Here is a 24,590-nt window from a genome sequence, read left to right as displayed (position 1 = left end):
GTAGTCCATTTATTCGGGCCGGTTGTGTGAGTGGCCGCCGTGCACGAACGGCGATGACACGCCCTGGTACTTCAGGAGCATCATCATCCCCTCGGCGGCATGGTCCAGATTGTGGCAGTGGTCCATCCAGATACCGGGATTGTCGGCGTGAAGCAGCAGTTCCCACACCTCGCCCGGCATCACATCCACGGTGTCCAGGATGAGCGGTGATCCGCTGGGGACCACGCCGTTCCTGCTCAGAACCTTCACATGGTGACCATGCGGGTGCATCGGATGTGGTTCTGAGGTCCGGTTCACTACCGTTACCTTCACGGTGTCGCCCTCTGCCACTTCCATGGAGGGAACCAGCGGATACGCCGCCCCGTTCACGGTGAAGGCGTAGCGGGGAATTCCGTCAACAAAACGGAACTGCCGGTCCAGCACCATCACCTCTTCCCGGGTGATCGGGCGGACGGGCTGTGAACCATCCAGGGGTTTGCCATACTCCAGCAGGTCGAGCACGGGTGTAGTGGTAAAAACACCTGCCGGTACCGTCTCCGGATTCGCTCCTTCAGAATCTGCGGCAGCTGAACCAGGCGGCGCAATGACCACGGCCGCCCGGGCCGCGGCGTCCGAACGCACCGTTACCGGCAAGACGGGCATGGTGAAGGCGAGGTCCACCCGGCCGCCTGCGCCAAGCCGGACCAGTTTGCCGGTCACTTCCTGGGGCTGGTTCACGTCCGTCCCGTCAACAGCCACGGCCTTGAAGGCCGTGCCTTGGATCAAGTACCGCTGCTGCACGGAATCGGTGTTGATGAGCCGTACCCGCACGGTGGAGCCGGGTGTGGCGGTGTGCACGCTGCCACGGTCTGAGGAGCCCAGCAACCCCAGACCGCTGAGGTCGTGCCCCGCCACCACAATGTCCGTATCAGCACGGGCAGACGTGGGCTGGTGCACGACGAATGTGCCGTAGAGGCCCTTACGGACCCCCTCGGCGGAATCTTGGTGGGTGTGGTACCAGTAGGTACCTGTTTGGGCGGCTGTGAAGCGATAGGTGGTGGACTCCCCGGGCATCACGGCATCCTGGGTTGCCCCGGCCACCCCATCCATGGCGTTGGGGACGTCGTACCCGTGCCAGTGCAGCGTTACGCCCGCAGCTACGTCGCGGTTGTTGAGCACCACCTCCATCACTTCGCCCACGTTGGCCTCCAAGGCAGGACCGGGCAGGCTGCCGTACGTCCAGGCTTCAGTGGTCTGCCCGGATGGCAGGGTCACCTGTTCCACCCGTGCCGTCAGTTCGTAGCGCCTCACCACGGCGTCGGCGGAGACATCTCCCACAAGGCTGGTCACCGGCGTCGGATCCTTTACCGGGGTGCCGGCTCCGCCGTGATGACCGACGGCGGCAGCAATGGTGGCGCCGTCGGCCGACCGGCTCCCAAGCCAGGCGAAGACCCCCGAACCCAAAGCGGTACAGATCATTAACCCGGCCACTGCGGCAGCCGCCGTCGGCCTTCTTCCGACGCGGGAGGCGCGGGAGGCGCCGGACGGCGGCGTGACGTGACCGGACCGCGGAAACAGTGCCAGCCTTGCGATCCCCACAGATGCCGCCATCATAAACAGCACTACTACGAGGCTCCACAGGGACGGAAATGGACCCAGGATGAACGTCAGCGCCAGTGACGCGATGGCGGACGCGGCAGCTGCCACCATGGCCAGGACGGCCCACTCGCGGGATCGACTGGAACGCCCTGGATCACTGGTGACGGGTTTGGAGCCGGTGTTCCGCCTCCTCAGCAAGAACGGAACACCGGCCGTCGCGGCCCAAGCCGCGGGGATGGCGGTCAGAGGCAGGTTGATGGTTATGCGTTCGCTGGCAAACCACCAACTGCCCGCCACCAAAGCGGGAAGCAATGCGTACCGTCCCACTGTCACTGCGACGGCTGTCCCCAATAACAGCAAGGCCACGTCCATCCGGCGGGACTTGTCCCTCAGGGACGCGGTCATCCACGCGGCGCCGATCCACGCGCCGGCCGAAAGGACGGACAGCAGCAGATCTACCGCCAGCAGCTGCGAGGTGTTCACAGCTGCGGGTGCTCAGGCTGTGCTGGGCGACGTGGAAGCATCCGAAGAGGCAGCCTTGGGAGGCAGCGGTTGGGGATTCAGGGCAGCCTCCCTGGCGCGCTTGAACAACCAATAGGACATGAAAATCATCATCGCGCCAACGATCGGGTGGATGGCGACCACCCAGGAACCCGCCGGAGTAATGAACTCCGGTGAGGAACCGGTCAACATGCCGCCGATGATGAAAATGAACAGCTGAAGCCAGGTCAGCAGGAAAATACCTGCAGCCAACCAGATGGTGCGGGATCCCACCTTGGCAATGGCCGCTACGATCACGGCCAGCAACGCTGAGTACCGCAGCACATATTGGCCGTTGACGGCATGGTAGACGCCCGCTTCACGCTGGGCTTCGATGGTGTTTTGGAAGTGGAAGTATCCAGCGAAAAACAGCTGTGCGAGTGCTGACAGCAGGACTATCGCGGAAAGGACCAGGAGGGCTTTGCGCATGGGGAATCCTCTGGTAATCAATTCACAGATTCTTCAAGGCCTTCAAACCGCCGGCTCCCTGGCTGCGGGCTTCCCCCACCGCCGACGGCTGGCCGCCAGGCTGCCTGGACCAGGGGCAACCATTAAGGGCGGAGAGCTTCACTAGGAATCGTAAAGTTGCTGGAGTTCAATAGCAAGAGTCCTGAGGAATATAGTTCCGGCGGGCTTCCTACTGCTCCTGCCCAACGTCCTTGCCCACGTCCTTGGCGTCCATGATCCGGTAGGCGTAGCCCTGCTCAGCCAGGAACCTTTGACGTTTCGCCGCGAAGTCCTGGTCCAGAGTGTCCCGCGCCACCAGGGAGTAAAAACGGGCTGCGCGGCCGTCCTGCTTGGGGCGGAGGAGGCGTCCCAAGCGCTGGGCCTCTTCCTGCCGTGAGCCAAAGGAACCTGAGACCTGGATGGCGACTGACGCTTCGGGGAGGTCGATGGAGAAGTTGGCTACCTTGGACACCACCAACGTGTGAATCTCGCCTTTGCGGAACGCATCGAAGAGTTTCTGCCGTGCCTTGACGCTGGTTTCGCCCTTGATGAGGGGAGCGTCCAACCGTTCGGCGATCTCATCCAGTTGATCGATGTATTGACCGATGACCAGCAGCTGCTCACCTTTGTGGACTGCCACAAGCTCTTCCACCAGGTTGGTCTTTGTCTCCGACGTGGCGCAGAGCCGGTACTTGTCTGCGTCTTCAGCCATGGCGTAGGCAACCCGTTCGTCCCTGGGGAGGTCAACCCGGACCTCAACACAGTCGGCAGGTGCAATGTAGCCCTGCGCCTCAATGTCCTTCCACGGTGCGTCGTAGCGCTTGGGCCCGATCAGGCTGAACACCTCGCCTTCACGTCCGTCCTCACGCACCAGCGTTGCCGTGAGCCCCAGCCGGCGCCGGGCTTGGAGGTCGGCGGTCATCCGGAAGATGGGTGCGGGCAGCAGGTGGACTTCGTCGTAGATGATGAGGCCCCAGTCGTGCCCGTCCACGAGTTCCAGGTGTGGGTAGAGCCCTCCGCGCTTGGTGGTGAGGACCTGATAGGTGGCGATGGTGACGGGCCGGACCTCTTTGACGGCGCCGGAGTACTCGCCGATCTCGTCTTCGGTCAGCGACGTCCGCTTGAGCAGTTCGTCCTTCCACTGCCGGGCGGAGACGGTATTGGTGACCAGGATGAGCGTGGTGGTGGACGACGTAGCCATCGCTGCCGCACCCACCAGTGTTTTCCCCGCACCACAAGGAAGCACGACGACGCCGCTGCCGCCGGCCCAGAAGTTCTCCGTGGCCAGCTTTTGGTACGGACGCAGCTGCCAGCCGATTTCGTTCAACATGATGAGGTGCGGTTGCCCGTTCACATAGCCGGCAAGGTCCTCCGCTGGCCACCCCAGTTTGAGGAGCAGCTGCTTCAACTGTCCGCGCTGGGAGGAGTGCACCACCACGGTTTCGCCGTCGATCCGCGGCCCCAGCAGGGGAGCAATCTTCTTGGCACGGATGACTTCCTCCAGCACGGGGTAGTCATCGGTCCGCATCACCAGTCCGTGCTGGGGGTCCTTCTCAAGCCTCAGCCGGCCGTAGCGGGACATGGTCTCTTCAATATCGATCAGCAGGGAATGCGGTACTGGGAAACGGGAGTACTTCAGGAGGGTATCGAGCACCTGCTCCGCATCCAGCCCTGCAGCCCGGGCGTTCCATAGGCCCAGGGGAGTCAGCCTGTAGCTGTGCATATGTTCGGGGGCGCGCTCCAGTTCGGCGAAGGCGGCGATTGCGTGCCGGGCCTCGGTGGCCAGCTCGTGGTCCACTTCCAGGAGGATGGTCTTGTCACTTTGTACGATCAGCGGACCGTCGGTCACTGTTGAATCCTCACTTCTCCTGCGGGTTCCACATCGATGATCCGGTGGATGGACAACACTCGTTCGGTGTCCTTGGCAGGATCGAACACCCTGACGCGCCCACCGGAGACGGATACAGGAACAACGGTTTCAGTGTTGGCATTCCCCAGGCTGTCCACCACATTCATGGTCACCGCCTGTTTGAGCCGGATGGCCGTTTGCAGTGTCTCCAAGCCGAGCTGGGTGGACGCCTCGCCCGTCGCTTCAGCCGGGACTGCGCGGTGTTGCCGCAGGACCGAAAGCTGGGCCTCGACGTCGTCGTCCGGCGGAGCCGTTCGGGGCGCCGTATAAACCGGGCGGGCGCTCCCGGGCAGGGCCGTTGTCCGTTTGAAACGCACGACGGCGGTTTCGGCCTCCTGCACTGCAGGCGAAAGTCCCAGCTCGCGAAGGACGCGTGCAGTTTCGCGCGGGCTGGCAGAGGAGGTCAGAACAGTGGGTGCGATGCGCACCAAGCTCAGAGCCGACGTCCGTGCCTCGAGAAGAAGATCGGTAATGGCGGTTTCATCGTCGCTCTGGATGAAGCTGGCACTCGTGCCGATTCGAAGGCGGCCATGCCGGGAAGCGGTGTCCTGGATCAGGTACTCCAACGGTTGGGGCACGTCCGTGGCCGAATGCTCACGGAGGAACGCCAACAGCGATTCCGCATCCTGTCCGGCGTCGAGCGCCCTCCGGATGGAGGTGGCCGAGAACCGGTAGATGGACGCCGGACCCTGGCCCTCGGCGTCGGCCATCAACACCAGCGTTTCGCTCAATTCCGGGGCCAGGTATCCGGGTGCCACAGCCGTGAGATCGGCCTGGAGGAGGATGTGGTTTAAGGCAGCCGGCAAGTGCTCACCAAGGATGGTCATGGCCTTTTCCGGCTGGCCGTCAGCCATGGCCGAACCAAGCTGCGTTAACGCTCCGGATCCCATCAGCCCCAGGAGCGTGGCTTCCTCAAGGATGCCGCGAACCAAGGAACTGAACCGGCGGGACATTCGCGGCTGGGCCCACTCGGCCCGCTGCAGCACAGCTCGCGCATCCAAAACGGGCGCTTTGCCATCAGGTGCCGCAGCCTCCGCCGTGAGCTCATTCAAAATTTCCAGGACCCGACGACGCACCACCGGGGCGTCGGGCCGTTGCGCTTCCGCGGACAAGGCGTTGATGGTGGTACCGGCCGCGCCCTGATGGGCTGGCGATGAGGACGATCCGGTGAGGGGCTGCCCCACGAGTGAAGGTGCCCGCTCGCTGGCCAGCCAGGCATTGACCAACCACAGCCATTGTTCTTGCCGGGGCAGGTTGAGCCATTCGAGGGAGGGCGGTTGAACCCAGGTGGAACTGTCCACATCCAAGCGGAGCAGCCCGGCCATGGCGCACAACTCAAGGAGCACCGCTGTCTCGTGGACGCCTAATCGGATGGATTCGGCCAGACGCCTCAGCTCGCGCACGCCCACACCGCCGCTCCGAAGCGTGGCCAGGGGTTGTTCCCGGATTGCGAACAGCAGCTCCGCGGCCAGCCGCAGGAGCTCGGCGATAGCTCCCATGGCCGCGTTGCGCCGCAAGGCAGCACTCGTGTGGCCGAGTTCCGGAACAGGCGGAGTCAGCGTGAAATCATCCACGATCGCACCCCCGCGCAGGGCGAGGCCCACACTGTGGGGCAGCTCCACATGGCCGGCATCCAAGGGGACCAGCAAACCGCGCGCCAACAGCCAGTCAATAGGGCCGACGTCGTGACTTTCGTGGGTGACCGAAGCGCGGCGCTGAGCTTGAGGTACTGCACCCATGGCCCAGCTGCCGAACTTGTCCAACAATCCCACCGTCCGGTCCGGGGCTGAGGCGAGGATGGCGCGCAGACTTTCCGGGGTAGAGGTCCACCGTTGAAGGGCGAGGGCTGCATCCATCGGTGTACTGGCGGGGTGGATGCCGGCACCGCTGTGATGAAGCTCGGCCACCAACTGCACTACCCGCTGGGCAAACGCCGGCTGAAGCCGCACAAGTTCCGTGTAGCTCCGGCCGAGGCCCGCCGGGTAGATTCCGATGACGTCCTTAAGGCTGCCCACCGGAAGGTAAAAGCGCTGACGGGACGAGGTTGCCGGTGATCCCGCCGGCGGTTCCGCCCTATGGACCAGCGCCAACTCCTGCAGCTTTGCGAGGATGGGATCCAGTGCCGAAAGAGTGGAACCGGCGATGACCTTCTTCAGCCCGGCCGCCGAAATACTGTGGCCGGTATCGGCATTGGTGCACAGATGAAGTGTTTCCAGGACCTGCATCTCAGGCTTGTTCAGCCGTTCCAAGGCCCGCTGTACGCTGACCCGCGCGCCCGCCCTCGCAGCAAGGGCTGCAAAGTCGGGAGCCATGGGGGAGATGAGGTCCGGCCGCGCGGCAAACAAGGCCCGCAGCGAATTGTCGCTGCGCGCTTCAAGTTCCTTGCTGAGCGCGCGTATAAGGGACATCAATCCAACGTTACCGCCCCGGGGCCGCTGGTGCCCGTCGGTGGAGCCGGAGGTTAGTGCCGGCGGCGCTGGCGAACTGCGTCAAGGACCAGGAAGATGGCCAGCATGAAGGCCACCGGCAGTCCGTAAAGGGCCGTCCAAGTCACCCATACCGGCGGCACGTCCTCGTTCAAAGCCACAGCCATGACCGTGCCAACGGCTGCCAGGGAGATGACGGCAATGACGGCGGCGATGATTATGAGGGGGCGGCGGTAACCCGGGGAAGTCATGGTCACAACGCTAGCAGCAGCCCGTGGCGCCGCCATCGTGATCTCTGGTTCCGGTACTGCATGATCGCGGCAAAGCGGGAATAGGGGGTCCGGCAGGATAACCTTGAAGCAACAGACCAACACGGACCGGGCTGTCACCCTCGATCCCGCAGATCCCTGCGGATGCGGTGATGGGCCCGACGTGTCTCCCACAGCAAGAACGAAGAAGGTTGATTACGTGCCTACCGGCAAGGTCAAGTGGTATGACAAGGAAAAAGGCTTCGGATTCCTCGCAGCTGAAGACGGCCAGGAAGTATTCCTGCCCAAAACGTCCCTGCCCGCGGGCGTAACGGAGCTCAAAGCCGGAACCCGGGTTGAGTTCGGTGTGGCTGACGGCCGCCGTGGAGCACAGGCGCTGGGACTGCGTGTCTTGGAGAAGACGCCCTCCATTGCCAAGGCCAAGCGCATGAACGCCAAGGACCTCGCACCCATGGTGCAGGACCTGGTGACGGTGCTGGACAACCTCTCCGGCTCCTTGTCCTCAGGTAAGTACCCGGACGGCAACAAGGCCAAGGCCATTAGCCTGGCCTTGCGCAAGGTTGCCGACGAGCTGGAAGCTTAGGACCGGCCATGACATCGGAATCCGCACAGGACACCACGGCCGGCCCTGAAGCTGCCCAGGCTCCTGGAAACGGGGACGCCCCCGCGCGGAAACCCGGCGCGGACAAATCCCGCACCGGTTTACCCGTGTGGCGCACCGGCAAGCCGGACGCGTTCCTGGCCGCCGCCGTCGATGCTGCTCGTGTTGCAGTGGAAGGCATCGCCAACCCGGGTGAAGTCGGGTCGCACCTCGGCGCCAAGTCTGAGGGCGACCGCGTGGTGACCCACCTGTTCGAGTCCCGCCTGGCCGGCTACGGCGGCTGGCAGTGGTACGCAGTGGTGACCCGCAACTCGCGCTCCAAGATCGTGACGGTGAGCGAGCTCGGTTTGCTGCCTTCCGAGGATTCCATCCTGGCCCCCGAGTGGGTGCCGTGGGCCAAGCGCGTCCGTCCCGAGGATGAGACGCCGTTGGTGGAAGAGACCGTTGAGGACGTCACGGAAGAGTCCGTGCAGGCGGCCGAAGACGAGGCCACCGAAACCGCTGATTCGGTTGCGGATACCGATGAAGCTGACGACGACGCTGACCACGACGAAGCCGGGGCTGAATAGGCATTGCGGAAACCCGGGGTGACCACAGTGAAGGCGGACGCTGATGTCCACGTTTAGGTCACTCGGAATCCTCAACTACCGCATCTGGTTCTTCGGTGCGCTGATCTCCAACATCGGCACCTGGATGCAGCGGACGGCGCAGGACTGGTTGGTCTTTGACCACTTGACCGCGCACGACGCCGGGGCCATGGGCATCACCCTGGCACTCCAACTCGGTCCCCAACTTTTCCTCGCTCCGTGGGCGGGGCTGCTGGCCGACCGTTACAGCAGGCGCAGGCTCCTGCTCATCACCTTGGTGGCAATGGCCCTCCTCAGCACGGGGCTTGGCGTGTTGGTACTGCTGGGTATCGCTGAACTCTGGCACGTTTATCTTTTTGCCCTCATGCTCGGAATTGTTACCGCCGTGGACGCGCCCGTGCGCCAGACCTTCGTCTCCGAACTGGTCACCGACGATTACCTGCCCAACGCGGTTGCTCTCAACAGCGCCTCCTTCAACGTGGCCCGGATGATCGGCCCCGCCGTCTCCGGTGTGTTGACGGTGGTGGTGGGCCCCGGCTGGGTGTTCCTCATCAACACCCTGTCATTCGTCGCCATGCTCTGGGCCCTGAAACTCATTCCCACTTCTTCACTCCGCATCCAACCCAAGGCACCCGCGGGCAAGGGACGCATCCGGGAGGGTTTACGGTACGTCCGGAACAGGCCGGACATCCAAGTGGTGTTGGTGGCGGTCTTCATTGTGGGAACGTTCGGACTCAACTTTCCCTTGTTCATTGCCGCGATGGTGGGGACCCAATTCGGCATGGACGCAGGCGCATTCGGAGCGTTGAACTCGGTCATGGCCATTGGCTCGGTGACAGGTGCCCTGTTGGCTGCCAGACGCGGAAGACCGCGGCTCAGGCTGATCTTCGGGGCTGCCGGGGGTTTCGGCGTGGCAAGCGCACTGGCCGCAATGGCACCGAACGCCGTGCTTTTCGGGCTGGCCCTGATTCCTTGCGGGCTCTTCGCGCTCACCCTGATCACCAGCGCCAACGGCTACGTACAGTCCACCACCGAGGCGGTCATGCGCGGGCGGGTCATGTCCCTCTACATGGCCATCTTCATGGGCGGCACCCCCATCGGGGCGCCATTGGTGGGTTGGGTGGCCAACGTCGGTGGCCCACGCTGGGCCGTTGGCGTCGCAGCGGCTGCCGGCGTCAGCACCGCCGTCGTGGGTTTGCTGTGGATCATCCGCGCGAAGCAGCTGCGGCTGCGTTTTGACCGGCGGGCCCGCGGACTGAAGCACTTCCGGGTGGAGTCGCTGAATGCGCGTCCGGAAACTGACGACGGCGATGCCCGCCGGCAGGGCGCGTAACGCACCTTAAACGGCGGCGGCGCCGTCCGGGAACTACCCGAACGACGCCGACGACAGCCAGTGGTGCTACTTCTTCAGTTCGCCCACTACGTAGTCGATGCTGGCGAGCAGTGCGGAAACGTCGTCCGGCTCGATGGCGACGAATGTGGCAATGCGGAGCTGGTTGCGGCCGAGCTTGCGGTACGGCTCGGTGTCCACCACGCCGTTGGCGCGCAGGACCTTGGCAATGGCCGCGGCGTCAATGGAGTCGTCGAAGTCGATGGTGGCAATGACGTTGGAGCGGTCTTCGGCCTTGGCGACGAAAGGCGTTGCGTACTCCGAGGCCTCAGCCCAGGAGTAGATGCGGTTGGCGGAATCTGCCGTGCGCTTGCTGGCGAAGTCCAAGCCGCCGTTGCTGTTAAGCCACTGCACCTGGGCATCCAGGGTCACCAAGGTGGAGAGCGACGGGGTGTTGTACGTCTGGTTCAGCTTGGAGTTGTCAATGGCGGTCTGCAGGTCCAGGAAGTCCGGGATCCAGCGGCCGCTGGCTTTGATACGGGCGGCGCGCTCCAAGGCGGCGGGGGAGAAGAGACCCAGCCATAGTCCACCGTCGGAGGCGAAGTTCTTTTGCGGGGCGAAGTAGTAGACGTCCGACTCGGCAACGTCAACGTCCAGTCCACCGGCCGCTGAGGTGGCGTCCACCAGGACGAGGGAGCCTTCGTCAGCACCCTGGACCCGCTTCACGGGAGCGGCTACGCCCGTTGACGTTTCGTTCTGGGGCCAGGCGTAGACATCAACACCGGCTTCGGCCTGTGACACGGGGCGGGTTCCGGGTTCGGCTTTGATGATGGAAGAAGCTTCAAGGAAGGGTGCCTTGTTGGTGGCGGCGGCGAACTTGGAACCGAACTCACCGAAGGAGAGGTGCTGTGCCTTCTTCTCCACCAAGCCAAACGCAGCCACATCCCAAAATGCCGTTGAACCGCCCACTCCGAGGACCACTTCATAGCCTTCCGGAGCGCGGAAGAACTGGCTGAGTCCTTCACGGACCGAACCAACCAGGTTCTTGACGGGAGCCTGGCGGTGGGAAGTGCCGAGAATGGTGGACGATGCTGCAGACAGCGCCTCGATCTGTTCCGGGCGAACCTTGGACGGTCCAGCGCCGAAGCGTCCGTCCTTGGGCAGCAGGTCGGCGGGAATGGTGATGCTGTTGTCGCTCACGTGGCGCTCCAATGGGTGTCGGCTAGAGATGGGAGGTGGCATAGGGCAGCAACTGCCCCTTCGACACCCCAATTCTGCCTGACACGGCCCGCGCGCAGGAACCTGCGGCCGTCATAGTCCGCTACGTGGAATGCGGGCTCACCGAATGCGACCGGAATTATCCAGAGTAATTCCAAATAAGCTAGGCTGGGGGTTGGCGTTCAGGGGGCGGCGGTGTACACCGTCCGCCCTGGCAAGGGACGCGGTACGGTGGAGATTACGCAAGAAACTGCGTTCGAGGAGAGCTGAGCTGGATGACGGATCTGATCGATACCACTGAGATGTATCTTCGGACCATTTTGGAGCTTGAAGAAGAAAACATTGTGGCTCTCCGGGCCCGCATCGCCGAGCGCCTGCGCCACTCCGGACCCACTGTTTCCCAGACCATCGGACGCATGGAGCGCGATGGCCTGGTGATTGTGTCCAACGACCGCCACCTTGAACTGACGGAAGTGGGCCGGAAGCGCGCCACCGAAGTCATGCGCAAGCACCGCTTGGCGGAGCGCCTGCTGGCTGATGTGATCGGGTTGGATTGGGCTTACGTTCACGATGAAGCGTGTCGCTGGGAGCATGTCATGAGCGAGCGCGTGGAGCGCCGCCTCTACGAGCTTCTGGAGCATCCCACGGAATCGCCTTACGGCAACCCCATCCCCGGACTTGAGGCGCTCGGTGGCCTTGCCAGCCAGCCCTTCCCGCGGCTCGACGTCAACCTGCTTCAGGCCATGGACGGATATGCCCCCGACTCGCGCGTGGCGGTCACCCGGCTCGCCGAACCCATCCAGGTGGAGCCGGAGCTCCTGACCCAGCTGGACGAAGGCGGAATCCGCCCGGGCGCAAGTGTCTCGCTGGAACGCGTTGGCGAGTACATTTCGGTCCGGGTCCCCGGTATTGAAGGCGCTTTGGAATTGCCTCCCGAGGTGGCTGCGCACGTTTTCGTCTCCGTCAGCTGACCGGAGCCGGAAGGCGCCGTGCCAAACCTCACTTCTGCGCCTGTTCTGCGCGTGTGACCTGCGGTTTTCTGAAAAAGATGATAAAGGCCTTCCGCGCTGAGTGCGTTCCTGTTGATAACGAATTTATTACCGAAGGCCTTAATCCCCTATAGTTATCTACTAGCGCCGATACCAAAGCGTTACCTGATCCGGAGCCGAGCTCTGCCAGCGGATCAGGTGTGTCACCCACCACTGGCAGAGGCGGGGGAACCACAAGCGGCTGTCTAAAGAAGCAGCCTTGGGGTGAAGTCCGCAGCAGAAGTGCCCACGTATGCAAGTCCCTCTTGGGATACCTGTGTGCCGTGAGCGCCTCGTGCGGACCGGGTCTTTGTACTCTCTGACCCGAATCCGACAGCTAACTTCGCAGGCTTTTGAGAGAGGAACAGAGTTTGACATCGCAGAACGTCAGGGGCCGCCGCCGTGCGTCCGGCCCCGCTGCTGAGCTGCGGCCAGCCACCGTCGTAACGGAGATCCGGCCCCGCGACACCGAGCGTCAGGTGCGCCGCCGTAAGAGCCCCTTGCGCCAGGTTGCCGACTTCGCCGCTGCCAGCGGCGTCGGGCAGAAGGCCGGTGTTGCGCTTGCCGCCACCGGACTCGCCCTGACTGTCGGACTGCCGGCCACCAGCCCGGTCATGGCCACCTCGGAATCAGGCCAGACCGAATCCGCCCTTGCCGTCGCAGCCCCCGCCGGCAGCCAGCCGGAGGTCTCCGCCGCCGCTTCGGCCAAGATCGACTTCAGCCGCGCCGCCGTCGCCACTGCAGCTGACCCCGATGGGAAGCTGAAGCAACTGCTCAGCGCCCAGTCGGCCGGAAGCATCCAGCGCGCCTCATCCGTTGGCACCATGGCCAGCCCGCTTGATTCGCTCGCCACGGCATCCCCCTTCGGCTACCGTGTCAGCCCCCTCACGGGCGGCGCCGGCGATTTCCACCGGGGCCAGGACTTCGTAGCCCAGTGCGGCACCGCTGTGCACGCAGCAGCCACCGGCAAGGTCACCTTCGCTGGATGGCACGAGTACGGCGGAGGCAACCGCGTGGTCATTGACCACGGCAACGGCCTCGAAACCACGTACAACCACCTGTCGTCATTCACCGTCCAGGTGGGCCAGACCGTCAACCGTGGCGATACCGTCGCGCTGAGCGGCACCACGGGCGCTTCCACCGGCTGCCACCTCCACTTCGAGGTCCAGGTCAACGGAGAAGTAGTAGACCCCATGGGCTGGCTCTAAGCCAGCTGATGGTCGCCTCTCGCATATGCGGGACGCCCCGTGACCTGAATGTGACATTCGCGTTCAACTGTTGTAGCGTACAGAGCGCATCGGCTTTTTAGGGGGCCGGTGCACTTGAGTGGATTGCCTAGCTCTGCCACCGCTCAAGGTCCGTTCGCATAAATCGTCTGGCAGGGGCGGGGGAACCACTTCTGGTCTTCGAGAGAAGGCCTTGGGGTTAAGTCGCAAAACTTCTTTGGAAGCAGAGCGGCCGGATGACTCCCATCCGAATCCGACAGCTCACCTCGCAGGCATTGGGAGAGGCTACCTACGTGTCATCACGCACTACCCCTGCGCGCCATCGCGCCCAAACGGTTCGTACGAACCCGTTGAACACGCTTTCCAAGGCTGTTTCCTCCAACGCCGGAACTGTGGGCCGCCAGGCCGCCGTTCTCGCAGCAGCCTCAGGCCTCGTCCTCACTGTCGGATTGCCCGCACACGCAGCAGACGCCGACGTTTCCAAAACCGAAGCCTCCAGCACCCAACAGCTGGTTGTTACGGCAGTGGTCACAGCAGAGCCAACAGCCACCGTTTCCTTCGAGAGCCCCACCGTGGCCACCAAGGAAGCCCCCAAGGTAGTCCAGCGCGCAGCCCAGGTTACTGAGCGTGCAGCGGCCACCACCGAAGATGCGTCTGAAGCCGTGACGGCGAAGTCCTCCGAAGCCAAGGACCCGGCTGCCAGCGCAGCTGCCTCCGGCTTGGCCGCCATCGCCTACACCGGAATCGGTTCTCCCTACGTTTGGGGCGGCACAACGCCCAACGGTTGGGATTGCTCCGGCTTCACCCAGTGGGTTTACGCACAGGCGGGCATCAGCATCCCCCGCGTGAATGCCTGGACGGCCATGACCCCCACCAGCACTCCTTCTCCCGGCGACCTCGTCATGCAGAACGGCGGAGCCCACGTGGGCATCTACGTCGGCAACGGCATGATGATCAGCGCTTTGAACCCCGGTCAGGGAACGCTGCTGCACTCAGTAGCTTCCACCGGCACTTCCTCGTTCTACACCCTCCGCTAAAACAATCCGGTTCGGGGTCGGCCGGCATGCCCACAGTGCCTGCCAACCCACTACCCGTGTGCACCCCAACTGCACTCGGATACGAAAAGAGAAAATCATGACCAGTGCAAACAAGCTTGCACGGCACCGCGCCGAGGCCCCTAAGACCAGCTCGATTGCCGTCATCGCCAAGGCTGTCAGCTCCAACGCCGGCGGCGTTGGCCGCCAGGCAGCAGTGATCGCCGCAGCTTCAGGCCTGGTCCTGACCAGTGGCATCGCTGCCAACGCTGCAGACACCAATGTGGACCGCGAGTCGACCTCCACGTCCACTCTGGACGTTCAGTCGGTAGTTCAGGCCACCATCGCAGCGGACTCCACCGTGGCCATCTCCTACGAGCGCCCCGTGGTCACCACCGTGGAAGCCCCTGCTCCCGTAGTGGTGGAAGAAGCCCCGGCCAAGGTTGAAGCAAAGGTCGAAGCCAAGGAAGCAACTGCGGTTGCCGCCAAGGCCGCTCCGGCTGCCAACGCTACTGTGGCTGTCAGCAATGCAACCCCTGCACCGGCAGCTCCGGCCGCTTCCAGCGGACTCGGCGCAGCCATCGCAGCAGCTGCTTACGCCCAGCTCGGCGTCACCCAGGACTGCACCATGCTGGTCACCAACTCCCTTGCAGCCGTGGGCATCAACTTCCACGACTGGCCTGCAGGCTACCTCTCCTTGGGCCGCACGGTCAGTGCAGCAGAAGCCCAGCCCGGCGACCTCGCCTACTACGCCAACGGTGGTTTGGCTGGACAGGCCCACATCGCTGTCTACGTGGGCAACGGTCAGGCGGTTCACGGTGGATGGAACGGATCCACCACGGCACTGTTCAGCGTCAACGTGGGCTCCGGCCCGGTTTTCATCCGCGTCAACGGCTGATACACCCTCTTCTGAACACCCCGCAGGCTTCGGCCGGCGGGGTGTTCTGCTTTAACCGCGCGTGAATTCTTGCCGACACTGTGAGCGAAACGACAGAAAAATTCGTTGATACGGCATATAAGTGCTTACCCTTATGGTGTCGATCCACAGCCCGTACAAGCAGAGGGCAGCCGGCCCTCGTGCCCCTGACGGGTGCGGCCGTGAAGAGGTACGTGCATGCGCACACTCGTTCTGAATGCTGGATATGAACCGCTGGCGGTAATAACATTCCGCCGGGCGCTGGTCCTTGTGTTGACGGGGAAAGCTAGCGTAGTGGCCGAAGGCGACGAGCCTGTCGTCGGGCCACAGGAAGTTCTCGGACGTCCATCCGTGATTCTTCTCAACCGCTACATCCGCCCCCGGTACAACAGGATTACCGCCGTGAGTCGTCGTGGAGTTCTTCGCCGCGACGGACACCGCTGTGCCTATTGCGGGAAAACAGCCCACACCATAGACCACGTCCACCCCAAGTCCAGGGGCGGCGCGGATTCCTGGGAAAACCTGGTTGCGGCGTGCTTGAAATGCAACAACGCCAAGAGCGACCACACGCTGGCTGAGATGGGCTGGAAGCTCCGTTTCAAACCCGGTGTGCCCCAGGGAACCATGTGGCAGATCAAAGAACTCGAGAAACCTGCGCCGGACTGGGACCCGTTCCTGTTGCCGGAATCCGCTGCCTGATCGATTTCTGCTGAGCCCCGAACGCCCGGGTAATCTGGGCGGATGGAGTTCAATGCCGTGATTTTGGCGGGTGGGAGGGCCACCCGCCTCGGTGGCGTGCCCAAGCCAACCTTGAAGTACGACGGCGACACCCTCCTTCAGCATGCACTGCACGCTGCCCGGGGTGCTTCGGCGGTGGTTGTGGTGGGGCCGGATGTACCCGGTTCAGGAGGCGGTGGCGAGGCTGTAATCAGTGGACGGGCGGGCGCCGGCGGACAGCTCCCGGGCAGGATCCTGCTGGCACGTGAGGAGCCGGTGTTTGCCGGACCTGCGGCAGCCATTGCAGCAGGCCTGGCTGCGCTGACGAAAAATGGTGAAAGCAGTCCGTGGACGCTGGTTCTGGCTTGCGACATGCCGCATGCCTCCCGCGGAGTTGGTCTTCTGTGGGCCGCGCTGGAGTCCAGTCCTGGGGCGGAAGGCGCCATGGCTGTCTCTGTGGACGGGCGAAAGCAACCACTCCTGGGGGCCTACAGTACGGCCGCCCTGGAAAGGGAAGTGGGCGTAGCTTCAGAAGGTTCGGGGTTAACGAACTCTTCAGTGTTCCGGCTGCTTGCTAGGCTGAACGTGCTGGACGTTGAGGTCCCTGCGGGGTCCACGGATGACGTGGATACGTGGGAGGACGCGGCGGCCTTGGGCATTGACTACGAGTTGGAGGCGGACGTGAAGAGCCAGGAAGAGACGCTCGAGGAATGGTGCCGGACACTGCTTCAGGCTTTCGAGCTGGAGGGCGTGGAGGTGGACATCAACGAGGTCCTAGCGGTGGCAGGTGTTGCAGCGCACTCAGTGGTGCGCCCCGCCGCGCCCTTGACAACGTTCATTGCCGGATATGCGGCTGGCATGGCCCGCGGGATCGGCCAGGCCAGCGATGACGCGTCCATGAACGCTGCCTTGGAACTTGCCCGCAAAATTGCCAAGGAGTACTCGGAGTCCGGGACCGGCACGGAATGACGGTGGCCCCCAACGAGGGCCATCACGCGGCACACACATGGCATGAAGCCCGGCAGCGCGCGTTTGATGTCGCCGCTCCCATTCCGTCAGGCCCTGTCCCGCTTGGTACAGCCCTTGGGCGCACCTTGGCCTCGGATGCCGTGGCCGTGCAGGACATGCCCCACTATGCCTCGTCCGCCATGGACGGGTGGGCCGTCAACGGCAGTGGTCCATGGATACTCAACGAGCCGGGGCAGCGGCTGACGCCGCACCAAGCCAGTCCCATAGTCACGGGCGGGCTGATTCCGCCCGGGGCCAAGGCAGTCCTGCGCAGCGAGAGCGGTGTGATAACCACCGACGACGACGGCCTGCCGGTGCTTGCGCTCGGCGGCAGCGCCAAACCGGGGGAGCCCCGCAACGGCCAACACATCCGTAAAGCCGCTGGAGAAGCCGCCGAGGGTGACATCCTGCTCAACGCCGGGACGGTTCTGAATCCGGCACACATTGCCTTGGCAGCGCTTGCTGGGCTGGATCACCTCGAGGTTCTCGGAAAACCGCTGGTCCGGTTCCTCCTGACGGGTTCGGAAGTGGTCACCCGGGGTGTTCCGCTTCCTGGCCAGGTCCGGGATACCTTCGGTCCGCAGCTGGGCGCCGTGGTTGAGCTTTTGGGCGGCATCGCAGGGGAACAACTCAGGGTGGGCGACAACTATGAGGAGTGGATCGACGCACTCCAGGATACCGAGCCAACGCTGGACGAACTGACCCCCGACGAACCGTTCGTTGAAGCGGAGCCGCCTGCCGACGTCGTGATTACTACGGGCGGGACGGGACGCTCGGGGACCGACCACCTGCGGAAAGCCGTAGCTGAACTGGGTGGCAGTCTGCTGATTGATGGCATCGCCATGCGCCCGGGACATCCGGCAGTGTTGGCGGAACTGCCCGACGGCCGGTTTGTGTTGGGCCTGCCGGGAAATCCCCTGGCTGCCATGATGGCTTTGTTTACCGTAGGCGCACCCTTGCTGGCGGCTTTGGGTCACGGCCGTCTGGAAGAGGTGGGTGAGGTTCCCTGCGGCACCACCATCGATCCCGAGCTTGGACGCACCCGCTTGATGCCGTTCAAGCTGGTGTATGGACTGGCGTCTCCAACCCAACATGCCGGCCCTGGAATGATGCGTGGCCTGGCCGGCGCGGATGGGGTGATGGTGGTGCCACCACACGGAGTCCAGCTGGGTGAGATGGTGCCTGCGTTCGCACTGCCTTGGGGCAAAGCACTGCCCGTGCCCAAGGCCCCGGAAGAGAAGGCCCGGAAAGCGGCGCCGCGGCAACAAAGAAAGGCTCCTTCCGGTCCCGTGGACTGGAGCGCGCTGGACGCTTGAGGCGTGTCATAAGGGGCTTTGGGTCTGGTGACAAAGTGCAATGATGGACTCATGAACAGGCATGCTCCAGAACAGGACATCAACGAAGATGACCTGCAGATCCACCCGCCCAAACAAGCAGCGGCCGGCCTCAAAGCTGTCACGGTTGCCCTCGAACGCGGTTATGCCCAAGCCGGCGTGAGCCGTACGGTCCGTTCCATGCTCAGGGTCAACCAGCATGACGGTTTCGATTGTCCGGGATGCGCATGGCCGGAATCAATCACGGGCAGGCGGAGTCCCGCAGAGTTCTGCGAGAACGGTGCAAAAGCGATCGCCGAGGAGAGCACCACCCGTACGGTGGGCGCCGAATTCTGGGCCAAGCATTCCCTCGCGGACCTTGAGGATAAGACCGAGTACTGGTTGGGAAGCCAAGGTCGACTTTCCGAGCCTGTGGTCATCAAACCGGGGGACACCCACTATTCGCCCATCACGTGGGCCGACGCTTTCGCCCTGATCGGGGAGCACATCAACGCCTCCACTCCGGACAAGTGTGTGTTCTACACGTCCGGCAGGACGGCCAACGAGACCGCCTTCATGTACCAGTTGTTTGCCCGGAGCCTCGGCACCAACAACCTTCCCGATTGCTCCAACATGTGCCATGAGTCTTCCGGCAGTGCCCTCAACCCCACCATCGGAATCGGAAAAGGCACCGTCTCACTGGAGGACATCCACCACGCGCAGTTGGTCCTGGTGGTGGGCCAAAATCCCGGAACCAATCACCCACGCATGCTGTCCGCCCTCCGTGACTGCAAGAACAACGGCGGCAAAATCATCGCCGTCAACCCGCTTCCCGAAGCGGGTCTCCTGAACTTCAAGGATCCCCAGTCCCTGAACGGTGTCATCGGTGGCGGCACCACCATCGCTGATGAGTTCTTGCAGATCAAAGTAGGCGGCGACCTCGCCCTGTTCCAGGCTCTGGGCCACCTGCTCCTGGAGGAAGAGAAGCGCAACCCGGGCACGGTAGTCGACCATTCCTTTATTGATGAGCAGACCGAAGGGTTCGCTGCCTACAAGGAAGCCCGTTCGGTGCTGGATTGGGCCGCAACGGAGCGGGCAACAGGGCTGAGCCGTGAAGAGATTACCCAGGCGGCGGCGATGATGGCTGCGTCGAAGGCAACCATCATCTGCTGGGCTCTCGGTCTGACCCAGCAGCCCCACTCGGTGGATACGCTCCGCGAGATCATCAACCTTTTGCTGCTTCAGGGTAACTTCGGCAAACGTGGTGCCGGTGCCTGCCCTGTCAGGGGGCACTCCAATGTCCAAGGCGACCGCACCATGGGCATCTGGGAGAAACCCAAGGAACCGTTCCTCGCCGCGCTGGATGCGGAGTTCGGCTTCCACATGCCCCGGGATCACGGCTACGACTCCGTGGAAACCCAGCACGCCTTGGAAAAGGGCGAGGTGGATGTTTTCGTCTCCATGGGCGGAAACTTCGCAGCGGCGGGATCGGACACCGCAGCCTTGGAGGAAGGCTTGAAGAAGGCCGGACTGACTGTCCATATTTCCACCAAGCCCAACCGCGCCCACGTGGTACACGGCAAAACGTCCCTGGTCCTGCCCACGCTGGGCCGGACGGACACTGATGACAAACACCCCAAGGGCAAGCAGTTCCTTTCCGTGGAGGACTCCATGTCCGTCATCCACAAAACGCAAGGGCGCTTGGAGCCGGTGTCCGAGCACCTGCTGAGCGAACCGGTGATCGTGGCCCGCATGGCGCAAGCGACGCTGGGGGACAACCACAGTGTGGACTGGCGCGCCATGGCCGAGGACTACGACGTCATCCGGGACCACATCTCGCGGGTCATTCCCGGCTTCGAGGACTTCAACGCCAGGGTTCGAACCAAGAACGGCTTCGTCCTGCCCAATCCGCCCAGGGATACCCGGACCTTCGCCACGGACATCGGCAAGGGACGTTTCTCCGTGCGGCCGCTTGAGTACCTTGAGGCACCGGCGGGCCACCTGATCCTGCAGACGGTTCGCAGCCACGATCAGTACAACACCACGTTCTATGGTTTGGATGACCGGTACCGTGGCGTCTCGGAGGGCCGCCGTGTGATCCTGGTCCACCCGGAGGACCTGAAGGAACTGGGCTTCGAAGACCGTGACCTGGTGGATGTCATCTCCACCTTCGCGGGAACGGAACGGCGGGCCGACAAGTTCCGGCTCATCGGATACCCCACAGCCAAGGGCTGCGCCGCAGCATACTTCCCGGAAGCCAACGCGCTGGTCCACCGCGAACTGGTGGCACGGGAATCCAACACCCCCGGCTACAAAGCCATGACGGTACGCTTCGTCAAGCATGAGGAGAACGGATCCTGATATGGGACGTGTAACCCAGCGCCGCAAGGTGCACAAATTTGTCTTGGACGGTTCGCCTCAGGCATTGGAACATCCCGTACGGTTCAAGGAAGACGTCCTGGCGGTGGAGGAGCCACTTGAGATCCGCTTGGGCGAGATGTCGTTCTCCGTGACCATGCGGACCCCCGGAGACGACTTCGACCTCGTCGCGGGATTCCTGGTGTCGGAAGGAATCATCTGGGAGCCGGGACAGCTGGTCTCCGAACGGTTCTGCTCCGGAGAGGACGAAAACGGCGTACAGACCTTCAACGTGGTGGACGCGCAGCTTCGGCCGGACGTGGAACGGCCGGACACCGGCCGCAACGTCTACACCTCCAGCTCCTGTGGAATCTGCGGCACGGACTCGATCGAGGCTGTCCGCAAGTCCTCACACCACAGTCCGCGGGAGGACAACGTCACGGTCCCGGTCCGGGCCCTCGCCGCACTGCCGGACCGCCTCCGCGAGGCGCAGGCGGTCTTTGACAAAACCGGTGGCGTGCACGCTGCCGGACTCTTCAGGATCCACGACGACGGCAGCACGGAGCTGCTGTGCCTGCGGGAAGACGTAGGCAGGCACAACGCCGTGGACAAGGTGGTGGGCTGGGCCCTGCGCGCCGGTATGCTCCCGCTGAAGGGCACGGTGCTTCAGGTATCCGGCCGGGCATCGTTCGAGCTCGTTCAGAAAGCAGCCATGGCGGGCATTCCTGTGCTGGCTGCCGTGAGCGCGCCGTCCAGCCTTGCCGCGGAACTGGCGGAGGAAACGGGGATCACGCTGGCTGGCTTCAGCCGCGGGCTCAGCCTTAACGTGTACGCCGGCCGGGACAGGATTGTTGCGGACGCCCCTGCTGCAGAACTGGAGTCCGTTGGCGATAGTGGTCAGTCACTTGGCTAATAAGATGGAACAACGTAGATTTTATCCATCGATTGGAAGCGCGGCGATGCCACCTTCGCCCTCCGCGCCCGGCACTTAAGGGCCGCGGTTAACGAGACTTGCCACCCAGCGAACGCCCAAAGGGGAACTCATTGCACGACGACCGCCGGATCACTGAAGAGCGTCTGGACCGATTTGTTCGGGAACGCATTCTTCCGGCTATTTATGGCCGGGCGATCCCGCTTCAGCTGAGCAGTTGGGACGCGCCCGGCGAGCCCGTGCCGGCCGCCGAAGCGCTACGCCAGGTCTATGCACAGCAGGAGCCCGGAGCTCCATGGGGCAAGGCTTGGAGCACCAAATGGCTGCGCCTGCAGGGCGAGGTGCCGGAGGACTGGGGCATGGCTGAGTCCACCACAGTGGAGATCATTGTTGATCTTGGCTTCAACAGCGAAGTCCCCGGTTTCCAGTGTGAAGGCACCGCCTGGCGCTCCGATGGAAGCATCATCAAGGCGATTTCGCCCCGGAATTACCACGTGCCGCTCAAACTTCTGGGCGGAGGCCACTCCGTGGACTTCTATGTGGAGGCCGCAGCCAATCCTGATGTCGCACAGGGTTGGTCGTTCGCGCCCACGCCTTTGGGTGATAAGGCGACCTCCGGCGAAGAGCCCCAGTACAGACTGGGCCGCATCGCCATCGCTGAAATGAACGAAACTGTGTGGGAACTCAACCAGGACGTCTGGACCCTCAGCGGCTTGATGCACGAACTTCCCATCGAAATGCCACGACGCCACGAGATCCTGCGTGCGCTTGAGCGCATGCTGGACGTCATGGACCCGGACGACGTTGCCGGAACCGCCGCCGCCGGCCGCGCAGAGCTGACACAGGTCCTCAGCCGACCCGCTTACGCCTCGGCCCACGAACTGCTGGCTACCGGCCATGCGCACATCGACTCGGCCTGGCTGTGGCCCGTACGCGAAACCATCCGCAAGTGTGCCCGCACCTTCTCCAATGTGGTGGCCTTGATGGATGAAGACCCCGATTTTGTGTTCTCTTGTTCTTCGGCACAGCAGATGGCGTGGATGAAAGAGTTCTTCCCTGAGCTCTTTGTGCGCATCCGGGAAAAGGTGAAGGCCGGCCAGTTCGTTCCAGTGGGTGGCATGTGGGTGGAATCGGACACCAATATGCCAGGCGGCGAGGCCATGGCCCGCCAATTCGTGGAAGGGAAGAGCTTCTTCCTGAACGAGTTCGACATCGAATGCCAGGAGGCTTGGCTCCCCGATTCGTTTGGTTACTCCGGAGCCATCCCGCAGATCGTCAAGGAAGCCGGTTCGCGGTGGTTCCTCACCCAAAAGATCTCCTGGAACAAGGTCAACCGGATGCCTCACCACACCTTCGCCTGGGAAGGCATAGACGGCACCCGCCTGTTTACGCATTTCCCGCCGGTGGACACGTACAACGCTGAGCTGCACGGACGCGAACTGGCCCACGCAGAGCGCAATTACCGTGATCACGGCCGCGGGACCATGTCACTGGTGCCTTTCGGCTATGGCGACGGCGGTGGCGGACCTACGCGCGAAATGGTTGCCGCTGCGCACCGCACGGCAGATTTGGAAGGCTCCCCGAAGGTCCGCATGGGCACAGCCAAGGACTTCTTCATGAAGGCCGAAGCCGAGTACACCAAGCTGCCCGTATGGGTGGGTGAGATGTACCTGGAAATGCACCGTGGAACGTACACCAGCCAGGCGAAGACCAAGCGCGGCAACCGTCGGAGTGAACACCTTCTGCGCGAAGCGGAGCTGTGGTGCGCCACTGCCGCCGTCCGCTTGGGCGGAGCCTACGCGTATCCCGCAGGCGAGCTCAAACGACTCTGGCGGCTGGTTCTCCTCCAGCAATTCCACGACATCCTGCCTGGCAGCTCCATTGCCTGGGTCCATCAGGACGCCGAACGGAACTATGAAGCCATAGCCAGGGACCTTGAGGCGATCATCAGCCATGCAGCCCAAGCACTGGTAGGCGAAGGCGTTCAGCAGTTCCTGCTGAACGCCGCCCCGCATCAGCGTAACGGCGTCCCCGCGCTGGGGGCGGCCGAGGCAACGGAGCCCGGGCCCGGAGTCACGGTGGACGAGCTGGAGGACGGCTACGTTCTGGATAACGGCATCATCCGGGCCGTCCTGAACCATGACGGCCTGCTGACCTCGCTAGTGGACCATGCCAGTGGCCGCGACGCGATCGCCCCCGGGCATACCGGCAACCTGCTGGAGCTGTTCCGCGATACCCCGAACGAGTGGGACGCCTGGGACATCGAAGAGTTCTACCGCCGCAACGTCACTCCCTTGACCCAAGCGGATGCGCTTGATGTTGAGCGGTCGCCGTCTGCCGTCGTCGTGGTGGTCAAGCGCAAGGTGGGTGCCTCCACCATTTCGCAACGCCTGACTCTCGACGCCGGTGCGGCGTCGCTGGGGATCAGCACCACGGTGGACTGGCAGGAACGCGAAAAGATGCTCAAGATCGCCTTCCCCCTGGACGTCAGGGCGGACCGGTCAGCGTCCGAGACCCAATTTGGCCATGTCTTCCGCCCGACGCACACCAACACATCCTGGGAAGCAGCCAAGTTCGAAATCTGCGCCCACCGCTGGATCCATGTGGCCGAGCCCGGCTACGGCGTGGCCGTGAGCAACTCCTCCAGCTACGGTCACGACGTCACCAGGGCGGTCCGAGCCGATGGCGGAACCACGACGACGGTCCGCACCTCGCTGCTGCGCTCCGCCCGGTTCCCGGACCCCGAGGCAGACCGGGGCGAACACACGCTGGAGTTGTCCATCCGGCCCGGCGCTGCGATCGCTGATGCCGTGGAAGAGGGTTACCGCACCAACCTGCAGCCGAGGTTCATCACTGGCGGACGGCCTGTGGAGCCGCTGCTGTCCGTGACCAACCCCGCGATTGTGGTGGAGGCGGTGAAGCTGGCAGAGGATGGCTCAGGCGATGTGATTGTCCGGCTCTATGAATCGCTGGGGGAGCGTTCAACAGGAATCCTGAGTGCCAACTTTGAGTGCTCAGATGTGATTGCCACGGATCTGCTGGAACGCCCCGCCGAAGCTCCCGGCGTGACCGTGGAGAAGGGCTCCGACGCCAAGCTGGTGCTCCGGCCCTTCCAATTGGTCACGCTGAGGTTGATTCGCTGATAGAAGTGGTT

19 protein-coding genes and 2 riboswitches are annotated in these 24,590 nt (G+C 63.5%); of the genes, 13 read left to right on the top strand and 6 right to left on the bottom strand.

The window, feature by feature from the left end:
• Positions 1 to 9: 9 nt before the first annotated feature.
• From ACIQH5_RS17750 to ACIQH5_RS17730, 5 genes are all read right to left on the bottom strand, one after another.
• Entirely contained in the window at positions 10 to 2,061 is a 2,052-nt protein-coding gene (locus ACIQH5_RS17750; protein ID WP_400405901.1) for a multicopper oxidase family protein, read from the bottom strand.
• A 12-nt stretch (positions 2,062 to 2,073) separates the two neighbouring features.
• Positions 2,074 to 2,547 carry a hypothetical protein gene (locus ACIQH5_RS17745; RefSeq protein WP_400405900.1) on the bottom strand — a complete coding sequence of 158 codons (474 nt, stop codon included), beginning with the start codon at positions 2,545 to 2,547 and terminating at the stop codon, positions 2,074 to 2,076.
• Between the two features lie 208 nt (positions 2,548 to 2,755).
• Positions 2,756 to 4,414 (bottom strand): DNA repair helicase XPB, encoded by a 1,659-nt coding sequence (locus ACIQH5_RS17740; RefSeq protein ID WP_400405898.1) that lies wholly within the window; start codon positions 4,412 to 4,414, stop codon positions 2,756 to 2,758.
• Positions 4,411 to 6,882, bottom strand: a complete 2,472-nt coding sequence (locus ACIQH5_RS17735) for a helicase-associated domain-containing protein (RefSeq protein WP_400405897.1) — start codon at positions 6,880 to 6,882, stop codon at positions 4,411 to 4,413. The genes ACIQH5_RS17740 and ACIQH5_RS17735 overlap by 4 nt, the downstream gene beginning before the upstream one ends.
• A 53-nt stretch (positions 6,883 to 6,935) precedes the next feature.
• Positions 6,936 to 7,151, bottom strand: a complete 216-nt coding sequence (locus ACIQH5_RS17730; protein WP_400405896.1) for a hypothetical protein — start codon at positions 7,149 to 7,151, stop codon at positions 6,936 to 6,938.
• A gap of 217 nt (positions 7,152 to 7,368) precedes the next feature.
• Here ACIQH5_RS17730 and ACIQH5_RS17725 point away from each other — a divergent pair, with 217 nt between their 5' ends.
• The 3 genes from ACIQH5_RS17725 to ACIQH5_RS17715 are packed head-to-tail and all read left to right on the top strand — an operon-like array spanning position 7,369 to position 9,690.
• Positions 7,369 to 7,752: a cold-shock protein gene (locus ACIQH5_RS17725; protein WP_026543217.1), complete on the top strand. Its 384-nt coding sequence runs from the start codon at positions 7,369 to 7,371 to the stop codon at positions 7,750 to 7,752.
• Between the two features lie 8 nt (positions 7,753 to 7,760).
• Entirely contained in the window at positions 7,761 to 8,339 is a 579-nt protein-coding gene (locus ACIQH5_RS17720) for a DUF3027 domain-containing protein (protein WP_400405895.1), read from the top strand.
• A 43-nt stretch (positions 8,340 to 8,382) separates the two neighbouring features.
• Positions 8,383 to 9,690 (top strand): MFS transporter, encoded by a 1,308-nt coding sequence (locus ACIQH5_RS17715; RefSeq protein WP_400405892.1) that lies wholly within the window; start codon positions 8,383 to 8,385, stop codon positions 9,688 to 9,690.
• Positions 9,691 to 9,756: 66 nt separating this feature from the next.
• On the opposite strand, the gene serC is transcribed toward ACIQH5_RS17715, so the two are convergent.
• On the bottom strand, positions 9,757 to 10,887 hold the full coding sequence (serC, locus tag ACIQH5_RS17710) for a phosphoserine transaminase (protein WP_400405889.1): 1,131 nt from the start codon (positions 10,885 to 10,887) through the stop codon (positions 9,757 to 9,759).
• Positions 10,888 to 11,180: 293 nt separating this feature from the next.
• Between serC and ACIQH5_RS17705 the strand changes: the two genes are divergently transcribed.
• The 10 genes from ACIQH5_RS17705 to ACIQH5_RS17660 all read left to right on the top strand — a co-directional run bounded on the left by ACIQH5_RS17705 (position 11,181) and on the right by ACIQH5_RS17660 (position 24,579).
• Positions 11,181 to 11,876 (top strand): metal-dependent transcriptional regulator, encoded by a 696-nt coding sequence (locus tag ACIQH5_RS17705; RefSeq protein WP_400405887.1) that lies wholly within the window; start codon positions 11,181 to 11,183, stop codon positions 11,874 to 11,876.
• A gap of 182 nt (positions 11,877 to 12,058) precedes the next feature.
• A riboswitch (cyclic di-AMP (ydaO/yuaA leader) is annotated at positions 12,059 to 12,300 on the top strand.
• A 4-nt stretch (positions 12,301 to 12,304) separates the two neighbouring features.
• Positions 12,305 to 13,141: a M23 family metallopeptidase gene (locus ACIQH5_RS17700; RefSeq protein ID WP_024819808.1), complete on the top strand. Its 837-nt coding sequence runs from the start codon at positions 12,305 to 12,307 to the stop codon at positions 13,139 to 13,141.
• Positions 13,142 to 13,279: 138 nt separating this feature from the next.
• Positions 13,280 to 13,448: riboswitch (cyclic di-AMP (ydaO/yuaA leader) on the top strand.
• Between the two features lie 4 nt (positions 13,449 to 13,452).
• Positions 13,453 to 14,196, top strand: a complete 744-nt coding sequence (locus ACIQH5_RS17695) for a C40 family peptidase (RefSeq protein WP_400405885.1) — start codon at positions 13,453 to 13,455, stop codon at positions 14,194 to 14,196.
• A 97-nt stretch (positions 14,197 to 14,293) separates the two neighbouring features.
• Positions 14,294 to 15,091, top strand: a complete 798-nt coding sequence (locus ACIQH5_RS17690; RefSeq protein ID WP_400405883.1) for an NlpC/P60 family protein — start codon at positions 14,294 to 14,296, stop codon at positions 15,089 to 15,091.
• Between the two features lie 216 nt (positions 15,092 to 15,307).
• Positions 15,308 to 15,808: an HNH endonuclease gene (locus tag ACIQH5_RS17685; RefSeq protein ID WP_011773756.1), complete on the top strand. Its 501-nt coding sequence runs from the start codon at positions 15,308 to 15,310 to the stop codon at positions 15,806 to 15,808.
• Between the two features lie 42 nt (positions 15,809 to 15,850).
• Positions 15,851 to 16,795 carry a DUF6457 domain-containing protein gene (locus ACIQH5_RS17680; RefSeq protein WP_400405880.1) on the top strand — a complete coding sequence of 315 codons (945 nt, stop codon included), beginning with the start codon at positions 15,851 to 15,853 and terminating at the stop codon, positions 16,793 to 16,795.
• Positions 16,792 to 18,150 (top strand): molybdopterin molybdotransferase MoeA, encoded by a 1,359-nt coding sequence (locus ACIQH5_RS17675; RefSeq protein ID WP_400405878.1) that lies wholly within the window; start codon positions 16,792 to 16,794, stop codon positions 18,148 to 18,150. The genes ACIQH5_RS17680 and ACIQH5_RS17675 overlap by 4 nt, the downstream gene beginning before the upstream one ends.
• 51 nt (positions 18,151 to 18,201) lie before the next feature.
• Complete coding sequence (locus tag ACIQH5_RS17670; RefSeq protein ID WP_400405875.1) at positions 18,202 to 20,508, top strand: FdhF/YdeP family oxidoreductase; 2,307 nt, start codon at positions 18,202 to 18,204, stop codon at positions 20,506 to 20,508.
• Position 20,509: 1 nt separating this feature from the next.
• Positions 20,510 to 21,418 carry a formate dehydrogenase accessory sulfurtransferase FdhD gene (gene fdhD / locus ACIQH5_RS17665; protein ID WP_400405873.1) on the top strand — a complete coding sequence of 303 codons (909 nt, stop codon included), beginning with the start codon at positions 20,510 to 20,512 and terminating at the stop codon, positions 21,416 to 21,418.
• Between the two features lie 131 nt (positions 21,419 to 21,549).
• On the top strand, positions 21,550 to 24,579 hold the full coding sequence (locus ACIQH5_RS17660; protein ID WP_400405870.1) for an alpha-mannosidase: 3,030 nt from the start codon (positions 21,550 to 21,552) through the stop codon (positions 24,577 to 24,579).
• The last annotated feature ends 11 nt before the right edge of the window (positions 24,580 to 24,590 follow it).

Origin of the sequence: Paenarthrobacter sp. NPDC091711, from assembly GCF_044756605.1 — a bacterium.
Lineage (GTDB): Bacteria > Actinomycetota > Actinomycetes > Actinomycetales > Micrococcaceae > Arthrobacter.
The sequence above is the reverse complement of the archived record's forward strand: the minus strand, read 5'-3'. Positions and strand labels throughout refer to the sequence as shown.

What these genes read in the sequence shown, in the direction of transcription:
- ACIQH5_RS17715 (WP_400405892.1), top strand. Translation starts at nt 8,383, where the DNA reads ATGTCCACGTTTAGGTCACTCGGAATCCTCAACTACCGCATCTGGTTC.
- ACIQH5_RS17690 (WP_400405883.1), top strand. Translation starts at nt 14,294, where the DNA reads ATGACCAGTGCAAACAAGCTTGCACGGCACCGCGCCGAGGCCCCTAAG.
- ACIQH5_RS17735 (WP_400405897.1), bottom strand. Translation starts at nt 6,882, where the DNA reads ATGTCCCTTATACGCGCGCTCAGCAAGGAACTTGAAGCGCGCAGCGAC.
- ACIQH5_RS17705 (WP_400405887.1), top strand. Translation starts at nt 11,181, where the DNA reads ATGACGGATCTGATCGATACCACTGAGATGTATCTTCGGACCATTTTG.
- ACIQH5_RS17680 (WP_400405880.1), top strand. Translation starts at nt 15,851, where the DNA reads ATGGAGTTCAATGCCGTGATTTTGGCGGGTGGGAGGGCCACCCGCCTC.
- ACIQH5_RS17685 (WP_011773756.1), top strand. Translation starts at nt 15,308, where the DNA reads ATGCGCACACTCGTTCTGAATGCTGGATATGAACCGCTGGCGGTAATA.
- ACIQH5_RS17720 (WP_400405895.1), top strand. Translation starts at nt 7,761, where the DNA reads ATGACATCGGAATCCGCACAGGACACCACGGCCGGCCCTGAAGCTGCC.
- fdhD (WP_400405873.1), top strand. Translation starts at nt 20,510, where the DNA reads ATGGGACGTGTAACCCAGCGCCGCAAGGTGCACAAATTTGTCTTGGAC.
- ACIQH5_RS17730 (WP_400405896.1), bottom strand. Translation starts at nt 7,151, where the DNA reads ATGACTTCCCCGGGTTACCGCCGCCCCCTCATAATCATCGCCGCCGTC.
- ACIQH5_RS17675 (WP_400405878.1), top strand. Translation starts at nt 16,792, where the DNA reads ATGACGGTGGCCCCCAACGAGGGCCATCACGCGGCACACACATGGCAT.
- ACIQH5_RS17745 (WP_400405900.1), bottom strand. Translation starts at nt 2,547, where the DNA reads ATGCGCAAAGCCCTCCTGGTCCTTTCCGCGATAGTCCTGCTGTCAGCA.
- ACIQH5_RS17670 (WP_400405875.1), top strand. Translation starts at nt 18,202, where the DNA reads ATGAACAGGCATGCTCCAGAACAGGACATCAACGAAGATGACCTGCAG.